This is a genomic window from Halosimplex rubrum (assembly GCF_013415885.1).
Taxonomy (GTDB): Archaea; Halobacteriota; Halobacteria; order Halobacteriales; family Haloarculaceae; genus Halosimplex; species Halosimplex rubrum.
Window position 1 is genome coordinate 4,116,782 of the sequence record NZ_CP058910.1, and the last position, 17,533, is coordinate 4,134,314.

General features: G+C 72.4%; 14 protein-coding genes and 1 tRNA gene. 8 read left to right on the top strand and 7 right to left on the bottom strand.

Features of this window, described 5'->3' with window-relative positions:
* Nucleotides 1-171: 171 nt before the first annotated feature.
* From HZS55_RS20705 to HZS55_RS20715, 3 genes are all read right to left on the bottom strand, one after another.
* The gene (locus HZS55_RS20705; protein WP_179909428.1) at nucleotides 172-1,542 is read right to left on the bottom strand and encodes a geranylgeranyl reductase family protein; all 1,371 of its coding nucleotides are present in this window, start codon (nucleotides 1,540-1,542) and stop codon (nucleotides 172-174) included.
* Between the two features lie 125 nt (nucleotides 1,543-1,667).
* Entirely contained in the window at nucleotides 1,668-2,039 is a 372-nt protein-coding gene (locus tag HZS55_RS20710; RefSeq protein WP_179909429.1) for a hypothetical protein, read from the bottom strand.
* A 68-nt stretch (nucleotides 2,040-2,107) separates the two neighbouring features.
* Nucleotides 2,108-4,477: a glycoside hydrolase family 2 TIM barrel-domain containing protein gene (locus tag HZS55_RS20715; RefSeq protein ID WP_179909430.1), complete on the bottom strand. Its 2,370-nt coding sequence runs from the start codon at nucleotides 4,475-4,477 to the stop codon at nucleotides 2,108-2,110.
* Between the two features lie 148 nt (nucleotides 4,478-4,625).
* On the opposite strand from HZS55_RS20715, the gene cofD reads away from it, so the two are divergent.
* The 5 genes from cofD (at nucleotide 4,626) to HZS55_RS20740 (ending at nucleotide 8,927) form a co-directional block, all read left to right on the top strand.
* On the top strand, nucleotides 4,626-5,618 hold the full coding sequence (cofD, locus tag HZS55_RS20720; protein ID WP_179909431.1) for a 2-phospho-L-lactate transferase: 993 nt from the start codon (nucleotides 4,626-4,628) through the stop codon (nucleotides 5,616-5,618).
* Nucleotides 5,615-6,445, top strand: coding sequence for a tRNA-dihydrouridine synthase (locus HZS55_RS20725; RefSeq protein ID WP_179909432.1), 831 nt, complete (start codon nucleotides 5,615-5,617; stop codon nucleotides 6,443-6,445). Before cofD ends, HZS55_RS20725 begins: the two co-directional genes overlap by 4 nt.
* The gene (locus tag HZS55_RS20730; RefSeq protein WP_179909433.1) at nucleotides 6,442-7,287 is read left to right on the top strand and encodes a triphosphoribosyl-dephospho-CoA synthase; all 846 of its coding nucleotides are present in this window, start codon (nucleotides 6,442-6,444) and stop codon (nucleotides 7,285-7,287) included. Before HZS55_RS20725 ends, HZS55_RS20730 begins: the two co-directional genes overlap by 4 nt.
* A complete protein-coding gene (locus tag HZS55_RS20735; RefSeq protein ID WP_179909434.1) occupies nucleotides 7,284-7,886 on the top strand; it encodes a DUF447 domain-containing protein in 603 nt (200 codons plus the stop codon). Before HZS55_RS20730 ends, HZS55_RS20735 begins: the two co-directional genes overlap by 4 nt.
* Nucleotides 7,887-7,967: 81 nt before the next feature.
* On the top strand, nucleotides 7,968-8,927 hold the full coding sequence (locus HZS55_RS20740; RefSeq protein WP_179909435.1) for an AAA family ATPase: 960 nt from the start codon (nucleotides 7,968-7,970) through the stop codon (nucleotides 8,925-8,927).
* Between the two features lie 36 nt (nucleotides 8,928-8,963).
* Here HZS55_RS20740 and HZS55_RS20745 read toward each other — a convergent pair whose 3' ends face one another.
* The 4 genes from HZS55_RS20745 to HZS55_RS20760 are packed head-to-tail and all read right to left on the bottom strand — an operon-like array spanning nucleotide 8,964 to nucleotide 15,748.
* On the bottom strand, nucleotides 8,964-10,691 hold the full coding sequence (locus HZS55_RS20745; protein ID WP_179909436.1) for a DUF7519 family protein: 1,728 nt from the start codon (nucleotides 10,689-10,691) through the stop codon (nucleotides 8,964-8,966).
* Nucleotides 10,684-12,123 carry a DUF58 domain-containing protein gene (locus tag HZS55_RS20750; RefSeq protein WP_179909437.1) on the bottom strand — a complete coding sequence of 480 codons (1,440 nt, stop codon included), beginning with the start codon at nucleotides 12,121-12,123 and terminating at the stop codon, nucleotides 10,684-10,686. Before HZS55_RS20750 ends, HZS55_RS20745 begins: the two co-directional genes overlap by 8 nt.
* On the bottom strand, nucleotides 12,120-12,875 hold the full coding sequence (locus HZS55_RS20755; RefSeq protein ID WP_179909438.1) for a DUF7269 family protein: 756 nt from the start codon (nucleotides 12,873-12,875) through the stop codon (nucleotides 12,120-12,122). Before HZS55_RS20755 ends, HZS55_RS20750 begins: the two co-directional genes overlap by 4 nt.
* Nucleotides 12,875-15,748 (bottom strand): transglutaminase domain-containing protein, encoded by a 2,874-nt coding sequence (locus HZS55_RS20760; RefSeq protein WP_179909439.1) that lies wholly within the window; start codon nucleotides 15,746-15,748, stop codon nucleotides 12,875-12,877. Before HZS55_RS20760 ends, HZS55_RS20755 begins: the two co-directional genes overlap by 1 nt.
* 195 nt (nucleotides 15,749-15,943) lie before the next feature.
* On the opposite strand from HZS55_RS20760, the gene HZS55_RS20765 reads away from it, so the two are divergent.
* The 3 genes from HZS55_RS20765 to HZS55_RS20775 all read left to right on the top strand — a co-directional run bounded on the left by HZS55_RS20765 (nucleotide 15,944) and on the right by HZS55_RS20775 (nucleotide 17,533).
* Entirely contained in the window at nucleotides 15,944-16,579 is a 636-nt protein-coding gene (locus HZS55_RS20765) for an IS6 family transposase (RefSeq protein WP_179909440.1), read from the top strand.
* A 267-nt stretch (nucleotides 16,580-16,846) separates the two neighbouring features.
* Nucleotides 16,847-16,920, top strand: a tRNA-Phe gene (locus HZS55_RS20770).
* Between the two features lie 229 nt (nucleotides 16,921-17,149).
* The gene (locus tag HZS55_RS20775; protein ID WP_179911944.1) at nucleotides 17,150-17,533 is read left to right on the top strand and encodes a DoxX family protein; all 384 of its coding nucleotides are present in this window, start codon (nucleotides 17,150-17,152) and stop codon (nucleotides 17,531-17,533) included.

A 17,533-nucleotide genomic window follows, 5' to 3' on the forward strand; every position in this document is an offset into this window, starting at 1 on the left:
GGACCGTTCCCCACCGCGCGTTACCGATCGGTACATCGAGGAATACATATAAATATTCGTCATCATCTACGGAGTAGTCACCGCTTACTGTCCAGAATGTCGCGAGTTCCCGGTCGATCCGGCGGCTCCGGGGTCGGTGGGAAGCGGTCGGGACGGGGACGGCGCGAGCGCTCAGTACTTCGGATCGGCGCCGGTCGTCTCGTACACGTCGTCGAGGATCTCGTCGCGACGGGCCTGCCAGTCGGCGAAGCCGGCGCGACGCTCGGGGTAGTCCTCGTAGTGGTCGAGCACGCGCTCGGCCAGCTGTTTCGTCTCGTAGAGGTCGTAGATGGTCCCCCAGTGGCCGACCGACTTGACCGCGGTCTTGAGCTTGAGCCAGAGGCCGATGTCCGTCTCGCCGGCGTACAGTCCCTCGGCGATCTTCTCGGCGGGCAGGGCCGCCAGCATGCCCATCAGGCTGTCGATGTCGTAGGCGGTCACGAAGATGTTGTACACGTCCAGCGTGGCGAACCGCGCGCCGAAGTGGTCCATCACCCGCTTGTTGTACTCCCAGAGGGCGTCCTCGCCCGCGTCGCCGTCCTCGATGGCCGCGATCGCCTGCTCGCCGGCGTACTGCCCGGAGTAGGCCGCGCCGCCGATGCCGCCGCCGGTGGTGGGGTTGACCAGGCCCGCCGCGTCGCCCGCGGCGATAAAGCCCGGCGCGACCGCCGAGTCGTAGGGGCGACGGGTCGGCAGCGCGGCGCCGAGCTTGTCCTCGACGGTGGCGCCGTCGAACTCCTCGCGGCCCCGCAGGTCGCGCTTGAGGTCCTCGACCAGATGCATCGGCTCCTCGTTCATCTGGAAGCCCAGCCCGGCGTTGATCTCGGTGTCGGTCCGCGGGAAGTACCACAGGTAGCCCGCCGCGCGCTCGGTCGGCTTGAACACCAAGGCGTCGTCCCACTCGACCGGTTCGTCGACCGTGACGACCTCGCGATAGGCCGAGCAGAACTGGCTGTAACTGACGTTCGTGTCGAAGGTCGTCCCGTCGAAGTCGATCTTGTCCTGGAGGATCGACAGCGCGCCCGCGCCGTCGATCACCATCTCGGCCTCGTAGTCAACGGGGTCACCTTCGTGCATCGCGCGGACGCCCGTCACGGTGCCGTCGTCGGCCTGGGTCACGTCCTTGACGAGCGTGTCGAAGTGGATCTCCGCGCCGGCGTCGAGCGCGCCCTCGATGACGGCCTTGCCGTACTCCCAGCGGTCGATGACGGCGAGTTCCCCGGGGACGGGGATCTCCAGCACGGTGTCCTCCTGGGGGATCTCGAAGCGGCCGTGGTCGACGCCGGTGTTGGTCATCGCGGGCTCGATCTTCGACTTCGGGATCGCGTCCGGGAAGGAACTCGCGCCCTTGAGGGCGTCGCCGCAGGCGATGTGACCCCCTTCCTCCTCGGGCTTGCGCTCGAGGACCGCGACGTCGTAGCCCTCGCGGGCGACGGTCGCGGCGGCGTATGAGCCCGCAGTCCCCGCCCCGACGACGACGACGTCGTACTCGCGTGTAGTCATGCACTCCCCTGATACGCCCACGGAAAAAACTCTTTACCAACCGTATTTTCGTCCGGAGGGTTCCTCGGTCGCTGTTCCGTACTGAACGGCGCGGACCCGGACGGGTCTCTCCCCCGACCGACGGGCTACCGCGCGGTGTCGGCGGCGTCGAGGTTCTCCAGGGCGATGCCGGTCCCGGCGGCCGTCCCGAGGATCGCCGTCCCGACCAGACCCAGGATCACCACGGTCGGGTCGGCGTCGGATCCGGCGGTGTCGGCGACGAGCAGCGTCGTGAACGTGAACAGGCCGGCGAACGCGCCCGACCACAGCGACGGCCGCTTCCACGAGTCGACACGGGATTTCAGGTCGAAGTGGACCCTGCAGAGCAGGCCCAGACCGACGGCGTACACGAATCCGAAGCCGACGGCACCGAGGTGGAGACCGGCGAACTCCCAGGCGACGGCGGCCACGCCGACGCCGGCGGCGATACTCACCGGCCAGTAGCGGAGGGCGCGCATAGCTCGGTGTCGTGCCCCTCACCGAAAAGCGTTCCCGAACGGACGGTTCGTGCGGTCTCCGGCCCCGGTCAGTTCCCGTCGGCGCCGACGGGGAGCGTGACGCCGTCGCCGTCGAGGCCGTCCGCTTCGGCCTCGATCTCGACCCGGCCGCCGTCGCGGTCGGCGCGGACGACGGCGATGCAGGTGCCGTGGTAGGCCGAGCGGGACTCGCCGACCCACGGCTCGTCGCTGTCGAGGTTCCCGTTGTCGACGCCGGCGATCTCGCCCGCGCCGGAGACGGCGAAGTCGACCTCGTGGTCGGCGCGGGGGACGCGCACGCCCTCGTCGTCGACGACGGTCGCCTCGACGTACACGAGGTCGCGGCCGTCGGCGGCGAGCGTCTCGCGATCGACCGAGAGTTCGACCGCCGCGGGCTCGCCCGCCGTCTCCAGCTCGTGTTCGTCGACGACCTCGCCGTCCTCCTTCGCCACGGCCCGGAGCGTCCCGGACTCGTAGGGGACGTACCACTCGATCGGCCGCGGGCCGTAGTCGTCGGCGTGCTGGGTCCCCAGGTACTCGTCGTTCTGGTAGAGTTCGACTTCCTCGGCGTTGGTGTACGTGTAGACGTTCACGAAGCCCTGGGAGTCCTCGCGGTCGGGGAAGTTCCAGTGCTCGGAGAGGGGCGGGCCGCTCCACGCCGGGCGACAGGCCGGGCGCTCGCGGTCGTGGTCGACCGCGGCCGCGAAGACGACCGGTTCCTCCGACCAGGCGGCCTGGTGGAACCGTCCCGAGGGCTTGATCGCCCCGGTCGTGTCGATCAGGCCGGTCGGCCACCCCTTACTGGGCCACTCGCGGGCCTCGCCGAGGTAGTCGATGCCCGGCCAGAGGAACTGGCCGCAGACGTCGTCGCGCTCCTCGACGTCGTACCAGGGGTTGCGCGGGACGAAGGCGAGAGGTTCGTCGTCGGCCCCGCGGAAGAAGCGGCGGTTCTCCGACCCGAGGACGGGCAGGTCGATGCCGGCCTCGCGGTAGTCGTCGTACCAGTGCTCCTGGTAGTTGCCGACGAGCACGTCGACGTGTTCGGCGACGCGCTCGATGTTCTCGACGACGCCCTCGGTGCCGTCGCCCCACGGCGGGTTGCCGTAGGTGACGGGGCGAGTGGGGTCCATCTCGCTGGCGGCCTCGGTGAGCATCGCCAGGTCCTCGATCATCTCGTCGGAGCCCTGGTCGAAGTTCTCGTTGCCGACGCTCCAGAGCACGATGGACGGATGGTTGCGGTCGCGGTCGATCATCGCCGACAGGTCCTCGTCCCACCACTCGTCGAACCACTCCTCGGCGCCGACGTGGCGCCACTTGTCGTACACCTCGTCGACGACGAGGAAGCCCATCCGGTCACAGAGGTCGAGCAGTTCGGGCTGGGGCGGGTTGTGCGCCGTTCGGATGGCGTTACAGCCCAGCTCTTTGAGCGTCTCCAGCCGGCGCTCCAGCGCGCGCTCGGTGACGGCCGCGCCGAGACAGCCGGCGTCGTGGTGGAGGTTGACCCCCTTCATGTCGACGGGCTCGCCGTTGAGGAAGAAGGCCTCGTCGGCCGTCCACTCGAAGGTGCGGACCCCGAAGGGCGTGACGGAGTCGTCGACGGCGAGGGCGGCGGAGCCGCCCTCGTCTCCCCCGTCCTCCCGGTAGACGACGCTGCGGGCGAAGTAGCGGGTCGGGTCGTCCAGCGTCCAGCGCTCGGGGTCGGCGACGGAGAGCCGCTGCTCGAACTCGTGGAACGCGCCGGGTTCGACGGTCGCCTCGTCGCCGGCGGTCGCGACGATTTCGCCGTCGGCGTCGAGGATGTCGGTCTCCAGCGCCACTTCGACCGCCTCGTCGTCGTCGTTGGTGACCTCGGTGAGCACCTGCACCTCGGCGCGCTGGCGGTTGACCGCGTTGGTCCGCACGTCGGTCCCGAAGGGTGCGACCGAGACGGGGTCCGTCTCGGTGAGGTGTACGTCGCGGTAGATGCCCGAGCCCGTGTACCAGCGGGTGTGGGGGTGTTCGTCGTTGGCGACGCGGACGGCCAGCGTCTCGCCGCCGGTGACGCCGAACTCGCTCAGGTCGTAGTTGACCGTCGAGTAGCCGTAGGGGCGGCTGCCGACGTGTTCGCCGTCAACGTACACGTCGAAGTCGCGGTAGACGCCGTCGAAGCGCAGCGTCGGTTCGCCCTCGATGTCCTCGGGGAGGTCGCGGCGGTACCAGCCGACGCCCTCGGGGGCGAAGCCGCCCGCGGCCTCGCTGGGGTTGTCGGGGTCGAACGGACCCTCGATGCTCCAGTCGTGGGGGACCTCGACGGCTTCCCAGTCGCTATCGTCGAGCGCGGGGTCGGCGCCGTCGTCGACGTCGCCACGCGTGAACCGCCAGCCGGTCTCCAGGCGGCGGCTCCGTCGGTGCTGCTCGTCGGGACCGTCGGCAGTCGACATACGCGCAGGTCGCCCACACGAGTCAACTAGCTTGCGGCATCGGCGGAGGGTTCCGGAGTCGACAAGGCGAGCCCGGCGGCGGCCATCGTCCGGTCCCGGCCTCGCCGTCACGCAAAGCTTTAGCCCGGGCTCACCCCTACGCCGGGGTATGGTAACCGCTCTGTCCGGCGGGACGGGCACGCCGAAGCTCCTGTCGGGCGCCGACGCCGTGTTCGAGCCGACCGAGACGACCGTCGTCGGCAACACCGGCGACGACGTGGAACTGAGCGGCCACCTCGTCTGCCCGGACGTGGACACCGTCCTCTATCTGCGGGGCGACCGCCTCGACCGCGAGACGTGGTGGGGCATCGCCGACGACACGGCGACCACCCACGGGGAGCTCGTCGACATCGCCGAGGCGGCCGGGCTGGGCACCGAACCGCGCTACCTCGCCGACGACCGCCAGACCGCGGGTCGCGATATCGCCCGGTGGCGCCGCTTCTCCGGCGTCGGCGAGTTCATGCTGATCGGCGACGCCGACCGCGCCGTCCACCTGACGCGGACGAGCCTGCTCGACGAGGGCCACACGCTCACGGAGGCGACACGGACGCTCGCCGACGCGTTCGGCCTGACCGTCGATTTGCTGCCGATGAGCGACGACCCCGTCGCGACCATCGTCCACACCGAGGAGGGACCGATGCACTTCCAGGAGTTCTGGGTCGCCCGCGGCGGCGAGCCGGCGATCGAGTCCGTCGAGTTCCGGGGGAGCGAGGACGCCACTGCTACAGACGCCGTGCTCGACGCGCTGGCCGACCCGGTCGTGGTCGGTCCCTCCAACCCGATCACGAGTCTCGGGCCGATGCTCGCGGTCGACGGGGTCGCCGACGCGCTCGCCGAGACGCCGGTGGTCGCCGTCTCGCCGTTCGTCGAGGACACCGTCTTCTCGGGGCCGGCGGACGACCTGATGGAAGCGGAGGGCTACGAGGCCAGCACGGCGGGCGTCGCCGAGGCGTACCCGTTCGCCGACGCGTTCGTCCTCGACGAGGCCGACGGCACGGACCTCGACCGGCCGGTCGTCCGCACCGACACGCGGATGGGCGACGAGGCCGACGCCGAGCGGGTCGCCCGCGCCGCGTGCGAGGCGCTGGAGGCGGTGCGATGAGCGGTCGCGGCCCCGGTGGCGACGCACCGTTCGCGCCCCGACTGGCGCTGGCGAGTCTGAGCGGGCAGTCCGACGCCGAGTGGGCGCGGGCGGCCGGGGAGTTCGCCGGCGCGGCCTTCCTCGGCGGGATCGCGCTCGACGGGCCCACCCGGGAGGCCGCCCGCCGCATGGTCGGCCGCGACCGCGAGGAGTTCCTTCCCGACGAGCCGCTGGCGTTCGTCGACGAGCAACTGGCCGCGCTGGCCGACGCGCCGCTCCGGCCGGCGTTCAACGTCCGCGCGAGCGAGCCGGGACCGATCCGCGCGGCCGCCGCTGTCTGCGCGGACCACCGCGCCATCCTCGAAGTCAACGCCCACTGTCGCCAGGACGAAATGTGTGCCGCCGGCGCCGGCGAATCGCTCCTGTGCGAGCCCGACCGACTCGCCCGGTACGTCGCGGTTGCGGCCGAGACGGGCGCGACGGTGAGCGTCAAGGTCCGAACGGAACTCGCGGGCGTCGACCCCCCGGCGGTCGCCGCGCGGCTGGACGACGCGGGCGCCGACATCGTCCACGTCGACGCGATGGACTCGGAGGGCGTCGTCGCCGAGGTGGTCGACGCGACCGACGCGTTCGTCGTCGCCAACAACGGCGTCCGCGACCGCGAGACGGTGCGAGAGTACCTCGACCACGGCGCCGACGCGGTGAGCGTCGGCCGACCGAGCGACGACCCGCGCGTCCTCCGGCGAGTCCGCGCCGCCGTCGACGAGCGGTTCGGCGGCCGCAGCGACCCCGGCGGCGGGTTTCGCGGCCGTGCGACACCGGCCGACACGGGAGGGCGCAACTCGTGAGGACCGTCGCCCAGAACGCCGAACTCGCACTGCTGCTCGAAGTCGCCGGGACGCCCAAGCCCGGCAACGTCGACCGCCACCGCGACCACGACGACCTGCGTTTCGAACACTTCCTCGCCGGCGCGGTGGGCGCCCGTGACGGGCTGGACGCGGCCGCCCGCGGCGAACCCCTGGGCGAGTCGTTCCGCCGCGCGATCGAGGGGATGAGCGCACAGCGCGGCGGCAACACCCAGTTCGGTGCGATCCTGCTCCAGGCACCCCTCGTCGCCGCCGCGGGCGCCGAGGACCGCACGCTCTCGCCCGAGGGCGCTACTGCCGTGGTCGACGCGACCACCGTCGCCGACGCGGCGGACTTCTACCGGGCGTTCGAGGCCGTCGACGTGGCCGTCGACGACCCGCCCGAGGACATGGCGGCGCTGGACGTGCGCCGCGGGAGCGACGCCGTCCCCGCCCTGAAGGAGCGCGGACTGACCCTCGCCGCCGTCATGGAGCGGTCGGCCGACCGCGACGGCGTCGCCCGAGAGTGGGTTCAGGGGTTCGACCGGACGTTCGCCGCCGCCGAGTCGATCCTGTCGGCGGACTCCGAGCGGCCCGTCGCCGACCGCGCCGCCGACGCGTTCCTCGAACTGCTGGCCGCCGAGGTCGACACCTTCGTCGTCACCCAGCACGACCGCGCGACCGCCGAGCGGGCGACCGAGCGCGCGCGGGCGGCGCTGGACGGCGATATCGACCCGGAGGAGCTGGCCGAGGAGTTCGCGGCGGAAGATATCAACCCGGGGACGACCGCCGACACGGTCGCCGCTGCGCTGTTCGTCGCGCTCGAACGGGGGCTCGAGGTGTGAGCGACGGCGACGGCGCCAGCGGGAGCACCAACGCGGAGTGGCCCGTCGAGATCGCGGGCGTCGTCGAGTCGGTCGTCACCACGCTCGGCCCGAACGACCGCTGGAACGTCGCCGCGCTCGGCCTCCACGCCGGCGACCCGGTCACCGCCCGGACCTACGGCCGTACCCGCACCTGGCGCAACTTCCGCGAGCGCGGCGGCGGCGTCGTCCAGTTCACCCGCGACCCCGTCGACTTCGTCGACGCCGCGCTCTCGGTCCGCGAGGTCGACGACCCCGTCCTCGACAGCGCCGACGCCTGGGTCGAGGTCGACGCCGAGCGCGTCGGGACCGACCGCGAGGGAGACACCGAGATCGTCACCTGGGAACTCCGACCGGTCGACGGCGGCGTCGAGCGACGGGTCGTGCCGACGACGAACCGCGGCTTCTCCGCCGTCGTCGAGGCCACCGTCGCGGCCTCGCGGCTGGACGTGCCCGGCTACGACCGCGAGACGCTGCTCGACCGACTCGCCTACTTCGAGGGCGTCGTCGAGACCGCCGGTAGCGACCGCGACCGCGCCGCCTTCGACCGGCTCGACGAGCTGGTCGACGCCGAGTGGTAGCCGCGCCGCCTGGCCCCGCTCGGCCCCTCGACGCGGTCCGGAGGCCGAAAGCATTTGGTCGGACGGTCCCGGACGGCGTGTATGGACTACGACGAGGCGGGGCGGACCTGCCGGCGGATCCTCGACGCGGTGAGCGAGGCGGTCATCGCCGACGATCGGTTCCTCGAGCAGGTCCTGACGGGCGTCCTCGCACAGGGACACGTGCTGCTGGAGGACGTGCCCGGGACCGGGAAGACGCTGACGGCGCGGTCGTTCGCCAGCGCGCTCGGCCTGTCGTTCTCGCGCATCCAGTTCACGCCGGACCTGCTGCCCTCGGACATCACCGGGTCGAACGTCTACAACGAGGGGACCGGGGAGTTCGAGTTCGTCCCCGGACCGGTCTTCTCGAACGTCGTGCTCGCCGACGAGATCAACCGCGCGCCGCCCAAGACCCAGGCGGCGCTGCTGGAGGCGATGGGCGAGGGGCAGGTCACCGTCGACGGCGAGACGACGGCCCTGCCGGATCCGTTCTTCGTCATCGCGACGCAGAACCCGATCGAGCAGGAGGGCACGTTCGGTCTGCCGGAGGCCCAGCGCGACCGCTTCGTGTTCAAACTCGCGATGGGCTACCCCGGGTTCGACGACGAGCGGACGCTGATCGACCGCCGGGCCGACCGGACCAGCCAGTCGCCGAGCGTCGACCCCGTGGTCGGCCCCGAGACCGTCGCGGAGCTGCAGGCGGTCCCCGAGACGGTCTCGGTCGACGGGAAGCTGCGGGACTACGTGGTCGAACTCGGGCGGGCGACCCGGGCGGACGACCGCGTCGACGTGGGCGTCTCGCCGCGGGGCGTGCAGCGGCTGTTCGAGGCGGCGCGGGCGGCGGCCGTCATCGAGGGACGGAGTTACGTCGTGCCCGACGACGTGCGAGGGGTCGTCCACGCGACGTTCGCCCACCGGCTCGTGCTGACGACGGAGGCGAGCGTCCGCGACGCCGACCCCGTCCAGGTCGTCGACGACGTACTGGATCGGGTCGCCGTCCCGGCCGTCGACGAACCGCGGTAGCGCCGTCGGGTTCGAGTCGGGTCTGTGTTTTCGGGGCTACCGTAGCGCGGCGACGAGCAACAGGAGCCCGGCGACGACGACGGCGAGGGCGAAGGGGACGGTCGTCACGTCGGCGATCGTCGCGTTCGCGGCGACGCGGTGGACGGCCGCGGCGAGGACGGCGCCGCCGGCGCCGACGGCGAGCGTGGCGCCGACGTGGACCGATTCGGGGGCGAGCGTGTCGGCGGCGGTTCCGACCTCGCGACCGAGGGCGGCCCCGTACTCGCCGGCGTCCCAGACGACGAAACTGGCGACGACGGCGCCGAGGACGAGCGGCGCGCCGACGCCCGCACCGGTGGCGAACGCGGCGGCGACGAAGGTGCCGAGGGCCGCGAGCGCCGGGCCCGGCGCCGACTCGGGGAGCGCGCCGGCACTCGCGACCAGCGCGAGCGCGAGCGAGAGCGCGGCGGTCATGCCGACGAGGACGGCCGCGAGCGTCGTGACGACCGGGAGCGAGCCGTAGAACTCGACGACCGCGCCGGACTGTCGGGTGAACGTCGTCTCGAACGCCCCGGGGAGCGCGTCGGCGACGAACGACAGCGTCGGCGAGAGGACGACCCCGTGGAGCGCGACGGCGAGCGCGACGACCGCGCCGCCCCCGAGGAACGGCGTGAGCGCGACGACGGCGTCCGCCGCTCGCCCCCGGGCCAACCGCCCGAGCAGCCAGACCGCCGCGGCGGTCCCGCCGGCGACGAGCGCGGTCGCGAGCAGGAGCGCGCGAAGCGCGTGGCTCGCGGTCACGGCCGCGAGGACGCCGTAGACCCCCGGCGTGACCAGCGAGCGGAGGTCAGCCGGGACGAGGACGAACTCGACCAGCGTCAGGGGGAGCGCGAACGCGGTGCCGACGAGCGTCCGTCGGGCACCGCGGACGACCGCTTCGGCCGCCGCCTCGACGCGGTCGTCGGTCCGCGGCGTCGACAGTTCGGCGACGGGGAGCGCGTCGACGCCGCGAGCGACCGTCAGCGACGCCGCCGCGACGAGGAGCGCGAACGTGAGCAGGTGCGTGCGGCCGGGGACCGGCGCGACGACGGCGCCGACGGCCCTGCCGACGCGCTCGACGAGCGGGGCGAACACCGGTGCCTCGCTCGCACCGCCGAAGCGCGCGAACAGTGCGGTCAGGAGCATGACCGCGGCGGCGACCAGCGAGACGACGAACGTCTTGACGGCGAGTTTCGCGTACGCCCAGACGGTCCCCGAGTGGAGTCGCCCCGAGACCGTCGCGAACCCGCCGACCAGCGCGAGCGTCCCGCCGAGGACGACGGCGGTCGCGCTGACGATCCGGAGTCCGCGAGGGCGGATCTGCGAGACCGCCGTGACCGGGTACGCGGCGGCGAGCAGGTCGAGGAACGCGTAGCCGACCGCGACGGCGAAGCTCGCCCCGACGCCGAGGGCGAGCACGCCCGCGGCCGCCGTCGCCGGTCCGCGCCACCGGTCGCGGTCGACCAGCCACAGACTCGCCGCGAAGACAGCCGCGTGTGCGACCGCGACGACGACGGAAAGCGTCGGTCCGGCGCCCCCGATCAACGCCACGGCCGCCGCCAGCGAGACGACGAGGACGACCGCGGCGCTGGCCCTCGTCGGCGCACCGCCTCCCCCGGACTCCCCGCTCCGTTCGACCGCTCCGCTCGCTCCCGCTCGCGACTCCCCGGGCGAGTCGGCGGCGGTCGCGGGGGGTATCGCGGCCGCGTCGTCGGTCGCCGCATCGCGAGCGTGTTCGTCAGCCACGGGGCCCTCCCGACAGCCGCGACAGCGCGGCCGCCAGCGCGCCCTCGATGGGGTCGTCCCGGTCCCAGTCGACGGCGGTCGCGCCGGTCGCGGACACGTCCGCCAAGCGAACGCCGCGCTCGTGGCCGGCGACGCGCCCGCCCAGCGACGCCTCGCTCGTGGCGCCCGGGCTGAGGACCACCACCGGGTAGCCGCGGCGGCGGAGCCGACGGACGAACGAGACCGGCCAGTCGTCGACCAGCGGCGTCACGAGGACGACCTGCGCGGTCGCCGGGAACTGCGAGAGGAGGATATCAACGGCGTTCGCGCCGCCGTCGGGCGCCGCCGGTTCGCGACGGGTCGTCGATTCCGCCCGGTCGCCGGCCGCCCCGTCTTCGCTCACCGCTCCGTCGTCCGCTGGTCCGTCGTCGCCGACCGCCCCGTCGGTCGCCGTCACGCTCCCCTCGCCGGCGTCGGGGTCGTCGGCGACGCGCTGGACGGCGTCGAACAGCGTCCGCGCGATCGCGGTCGCGTCGTCGCGCTCGCCGTCGACCCAGGGGACCGGTCCCGCCCCGGTCGGCACCGACGAGGCGGTCTCGTCGATCCCGAACGCGGCGACGCTCGTCGTTACGTCGCCGTCGACCAGCGTCTCGTAGATCCGCTCGGCCGCGTAGCCGCCCAGCGAGGCGGCCGTGGGCGCGCCGGCGTGGGGGCGGACCCGTCCGACCGCCCGCGCGTCGACGGCGACGACGACCCGGACCGCCCGCTCCTCGCGGTAGGAGACCGTCGACAGCTCCTTGGTCTTCGCGAACCGGCGCCAGTCGATGCGGCCGATCGAGTCGCCCGGGCGGTACTCCCGCGTCGAGTGGAACTCCAGGCCCTCGCCGCCGCTGTCGGTCGGGTGCGTCCCCGCGCTGACCGGCGTCGCCGACCCGACCGGCGCCGCCGACATCGGGTCGAGCGAGGACAGCTCCCGCTCGCCCGCCGCCGGCACGGTTTCGGTGACGAGGCGCCCCGCGCTCAGCGACCGCAGGCGTACGACCGGGTCGGCAAAGGCGAAGTCGCCGCGCTTGGCCACCACGTCGTAGGCGACCGTCGCCGTCTCGTCCGGCCGGAGGACGAACGAGCCTCGGGGCGAGCCGTCGACGACCGCCAGGTCGTCCGGCACGCCGTCGACGACCCGCAGGTCCGACAGGGTCGCCTCGGAGACGTTCTCGACGGTGAGTCGGACCGTCACCGACTCGCCCGGCGGCGGCGTCGCCTCCGAAAACGACCGCTCGACCGCGACCGCCGCGTCCGCCGGGACCGACGAAACCGCGCCGTAGACGACGTATCCCAGCGGTATCGCCGTCGCGGCCAGCAACAGCGGCGACGCGTACAGCAGCCCGAGCGCGACGAGCGCGCCCGCCGCGACCGCGCCGACCCGAAAGCGGTAGACGCGCTCGTGGCTCACGACTCGACACCTCCGGCCGGCTCGCGTTCGGTGTCTTCGGATCCGGTGTTCGCGGCCGCTTGGGAGTCGTCGCTCGCGGCCGCTTGGGAGTCGTCGCTCGCGGCCGCTTTGGGGTCGTCGCTCGCGGCCGACTCGGCGACCTCGTCCAGCGCGTCGACCGTCCGCCGGATCCGGCGTTCGCGTTCGCGCTCGGGGTCGAGCCAGAGTCGGAGTCGCGACCGAAGCGTCGCGACGGGGCCGTCGTCCCCCGAGAGAACGGCCGCCGCGGTGCGGTCGTCGGTCCACGTCCCGGTCGCGACGGCGCGGTCCGCGGACTCGCGGTCCCGCCCCTCACGAGCGAGCCGCGCGACGGCGAGCCGGCGGAGTCGCTCGCCGACTTCCTCGCCGGCCCGCTCGTCGCCGCCGACCGCCCGGTCGACCGTCTCGTCGAACGCCTCGGCCGCCAGCGTCCCGTCGGGCGCGGTCGCGGTCTCCGGTTCGTCGGCGACGACGGCCGCGAACCGCCGGCTCCCCGCCGGCGAGCCGGAGACCAGTCGCGACTCGCGCGCGGTGACGGCCGCCCGGAGCAGCGAGAGGCCGAGCGCGGCGCTCCCGACGACGAACAGGTCCCGCGGCCCGACGGCCGCGGCCGCGCTCACCAGCGTCGAGAGCGGTGCGGTCTCGGCGACCGCCGTCGGCGCCGCGACCGCCAGCGCCCCCAGCAGCGTCGCGAGGACGCCGAGCCCGCCCAGCGCCGCCCGAAGCGTCCCCATCAGTTCCCTCCCGCCTCCCCGTCGCCCGCCCCGTCGGCGTCGTCACGGGTGCTCTCGGTGGCGTCGAGCGCCGATTCGATACGCTCGATAGCGCCCTCCACGGCCGGGACGGACTCGTCGGGCGAGCGGGGGCCGTACTCGACTGCGCGGAACTCGTCGCGCAGCGTCGCGACCGCCTCGGCCGGGAGGCCGTCGGCCGTCACCGCGTGGTCAGCCAGTTGCCCCGGCGTCTTCGTCCGCGGCCGCCGGACCGAGACGCTGTCGAGGAACCGACCCCACGCCTCCCGGATCGTCAGGTGAGCGGCGTCGCCGTCGCCCTCGCCGCGTCCGGCCGTCGAGTCGCCGCTCCGTCCGGCCGCTCCGCCCGCAGACACGCCGGGGCGGAGCCGCCGCGACAGGTCGTCGAGCCACCCGCCCAGCGCCGCAAGCAGTTCGGCCGGCGAGCGCTCGCCCGCGACCAGTCCGCGGAGGTACACGAGCGTCGCCCGGACGCGCGCCGCCGCGGCGACCGCGGCGCCGACGAACCCGCGGACGACCCAGCGAGCGAGCCTCCGGGCCCCGACCGCGACCCGCCGCGGGACCGCTCGCGGGTCGAACGACCGGCGCGCGGCGCCGACCGCCGCGAACGCGACCAGCGCGACCGTCGCGAGCGCGAGCGCCGCCGTGTTGACCAGCGGGTTCGCGACCGTCGTCCGCGCGGTCTGTCCGCTCGCGGCGACGGCGACCGACGCCGACGACGCGAACGGGAGCGTCACCGCCAGCGTCCCGTCGACGCCCGTCGTCCCGACGAGCTCGCCGTCGACGCGGACCGGCGCCCCGCCGACCGACTCGTTGCCGAGCCGCGCCGTCACCTCGACGGGCGTGCCGGCGATCGGAAGCGGCCAGAGCGGGTCGGTCCCGACGGTCAGCCCGTCGAGTTCGAGCGTCCGCTCCCCCGCGATCGGGTCACGGGCGACTCCCAGCGTGGCGTTCCCCGGCGACTCGGGGAGCGCCACGTTCGCTCGGCCGTCGGCGTCGGTCCGTGCGACCGCCTCGCCGTCGATCGTCACGGTCGCGTCGGGGACAGCCACGCCGTCGACCGTCGCCGTGAGGAGCACGGTCGCCCCGGTCCGCACGTCGCCGGAGACCGACAGCGTCGCGTTCGTCGCCACGTCGAACGACCGCGAGGTGTCGTTAGCCGCCTGCCGGCGCGACGCGCCGTTCGACACCCGGCGCGAGGCGTTGTCCGCCAGCGTACGGGAGACGGCCGCGGCCTTCCGGTCGGCGAACCACCCGCTCGCTGACGCGGACCGCGGCTCCGGTGCGTCGATCGCCGCCGGGCCGCCGGCTCGAACGTCCGACCCCGTCGTCGTCCCGCCCGAGACGGTCACCGTCAGGTTCTCCGCGAACGGGACGCGGCCGGTGACCGTCCCATCGCGGCCACTCCAGCCGACCTGTTCCCCGTTGAACGCGACCCACGCGCCCGCGACCGGCTGGGCGCCCGCTTCGACCGTCACCTCCACGGTCGCCCCGGGCGCGGCCGTCCGGTTGAGCGATACGTCGTACCCGCTCGTCGGTTCGTCGGGCTCGCTCGGCGGCGTCTCGACCGGGCCGCTGGGGGTCACCGGCGTCGACGGCGGCGGCGTCGCCACCGGCCCAGACTGGGTCCCCGGGTCGGTGGCCGTTCCCGGCCCCGTCCCGTTCTCGCCGGCGTCGGCCGAGAACGTCTCGCCCGGGCTGCCCTCCTCCTGTGGCGCGTACCGCCCCGGCGCGCCGCTCTCCTCGTAGGCCGACTGCTCGGCCCGCAGCCGCTCGGCGCCCGGCGTCGGGTCGAACCGGACCCACCCCACGTCGGCGAAGTACACCTCCACCCACGCGTGGGCGTTCATCGCCCGCACCTGGAACGTGTTCGCGCCGACCTGCCGGCCCGTCGAGTAGCCGACGACGTAGCGGGCGGGGATCTCCTGACTGCGCAGCATCGTCACCATCGCCGTCGCGAAGTGCTCGCAGTAGCCCGCGTCCATCCGCGTGACGAACTCCCGCGCGACGTTACCCCCCGAGGGCCGCGAGGCGTTCAGCGAGTACTCCTTGTTCGCCTCCAGCCACCGCTCGATCCGCGCCGCCGTCTCGTAGGGGTTCTCCGTCCCCTCCGTGACGTTGTTCGTGAACGGCCGCAGCGACACCGCCGTGCTCGGCGGCAATCGGGTGTACCGCCGCTCGATCTCGTCCGGGTAGTCCCGCCCGCTCGCCCGGAGGACCGCCGGGTCCCGCGGCGGCGTCCGGCTCACCCCGACGTAGCTGGCGCCCGCCGACAACCGGTCGTTCGCGCGGGCCAGCCCGCCCTCGGTCAGCGAGACGCCCGCCGCCCGTTCGAGGTCCGTCGGCCGCCACACCGTCGGCGCGGCGCTCGCCGCCTGGACGAGTTCGACGCGGTAACGCGTCTCCTCCCCCCGGACCGGCGCCGTCGCGTCGCTCGGCCCCGAGCGCGACCACCCGCTCCCCGTGTAGGTGTCGTACGCCCCCGTGCGCCAGTAGTTCGAGTCCTGACTCCGCACCCGGAAGTGGACCTCCGTGTCCTGCGAGCGGAAGGGGTTCCCCCCGCCCTCCCCGATCGGTTCGCCCACCGACGTGCTGTTACCGACGTTCAGCGCGCCGAACCCGCTCCCGCCCGATTCCGGCGGGCCCGCGCCGTCGCCCGACCGGTTCTCGGCGCCGGCGGGCAGCGGTATCAGCGACTCCGCCGGTGCGTCGCCGAGCCCGACCGACGCCGCCGCCGGGATCAGCGCCGTCGCCAGAATCGCTGCGACGACGCAGGCGACCGCCAGCGCCGCGACCCCGTACTCGCGGGTCGGCGCCGTCTCGCCGAACTCGAAGCGCTCGTCGGCGTCGCTCATCGGTCAGTCCCGGCGGGGAGGGCGGACAGAAACGGTCCACTCCGGGCGATGCATTCACTGAGAGGTGGGGTGCCAGAAACAAATACTTCGTGGTCACACGCTCGTTTCCGGCGCTCGCGCCGGTCTCGCGCGACCCGCGAGGGGCGGTGTTCAGATAAGGATGAAGGGTGAGGCGGTACGTTTTCAAAGTGATCTATGCCCGAAAACGACCGCCTCGGTGGATGTTTGGACGAGATTGACTTAGAGTTTGTTGAACGCGAGGCGACACCGAAGCTGCTGATGAAGCTCAGTATTCAGCTGCATCTTGCTGGACTTTCGCTTTCGAATACTGTTTCGTTTCTTGAAGTATTCGGTGTCGACCGGGCACGATCCACCGTTCATAATTGGGTTCACAAGGCCGATCTACAGCCGGAGACTGGTCGCTCACCGGATCACGTTGCGGTCGACGAAACCGTGATCCAAATCGACGACCAGCAATACTGGCTGTACGCAGCGGTCGATCCCGAATCGAACGAATTACTCCATACACGGCTTGAAACAACGAGAACAAACGCTCTCGCAGAACGGTTCTTCGGTGAGATTCGCCAGAAACACGATGTCGACGACGCCGTGTTTCTCGTCGATGGCGCTACCCCACTGAAAGAAGCCTGTCACCGACACGGCCTCGATTTCAGATACGAACGCCACGGAAATCGTAACAGTGTCGAACGTGTCTTTCGTGAAATAAAACGCCGTACCTCTTCGTTCTCAAACTGCTTCAGTCACGTCGATCCAGAAACTGCCGCCGACTGGCTCAGATCATTCGCTTTCGCATGGAATCGGCTTATCTGAACACTACCCCCGCGAGGACGCGCAAGGGCTATGTGTCCCGCCGAGAGAGGGGCGGCTATGATCGACGGCTCCACCTGCCCCAAGTGCGACGGGCACGTCAGCACCACCGACGGCACCACCTACGTCTGCGACGACTGCGGCGCCGAGTTCGACTCCGCCGACCTGTTTCTGCCCTGATCGCGGCGCGTCAACGAGTCGAACGGTCGGGCCGGCTTTCGAAATCCTTTTTTCTCCCCTCCCCGCACTCGGAGATACGCCCGACGGCGAGCCGCCTTAGCTCAGACTGGGAGAGCACTCGACTGAAGATCGAGCTGTCCCCGGTTCAAATCCGGGAGGCGGCATTTTCCTGCGAACGACGTGAGCAGTGAAAATGCTCACGAGCGCGATTCGAACCCCGGAAGTCACGCGCAGCGAGCGGAGCGAGTGAGCATGTCTCCTCCGGTTCAAATCCGGGAGGCGGCATTTCCCGATCCCGACCGACGGGAGGAAGCCTTTCGGCCATCGCTCTCGAACGATGTACCCGTGCGCTCCACGCTCCTCGCCCGCTCGAAACGGCCGCTCCGGTACGTCATGGGTCTCTCGTACGTCCTCGCGGGAGTGCTCCACTTCGTCGCTCCGAAGACGTACGAACGGGTCGTGCCGCCGCAGTTCCCGCGGCCGCGGACGCTCGTCTACCTGTCCGGACTCGCGGAAGTCGGACTCGGCATCGGTGTGTTGTTCGAACGGACGCGTCGCCGCTCGGCGTGGGGCATAATCGCGCTGCTCGTTGCGGTGTTCCCCGCGAACGTCTACATGGCGACCGGCGACGACTTCGAGCTGGGGGACGTTCCGGCGCAGTTGCGTGACCCGCACGACGCGGCGCTGTGGGCGCGGTTGCCGCTCCAGGCCGTCCTCGTCGCGTGGGCGTGGTGGTACACCGACGAGTCGTCGGAGTCGAACGATCGGAGAATTTGA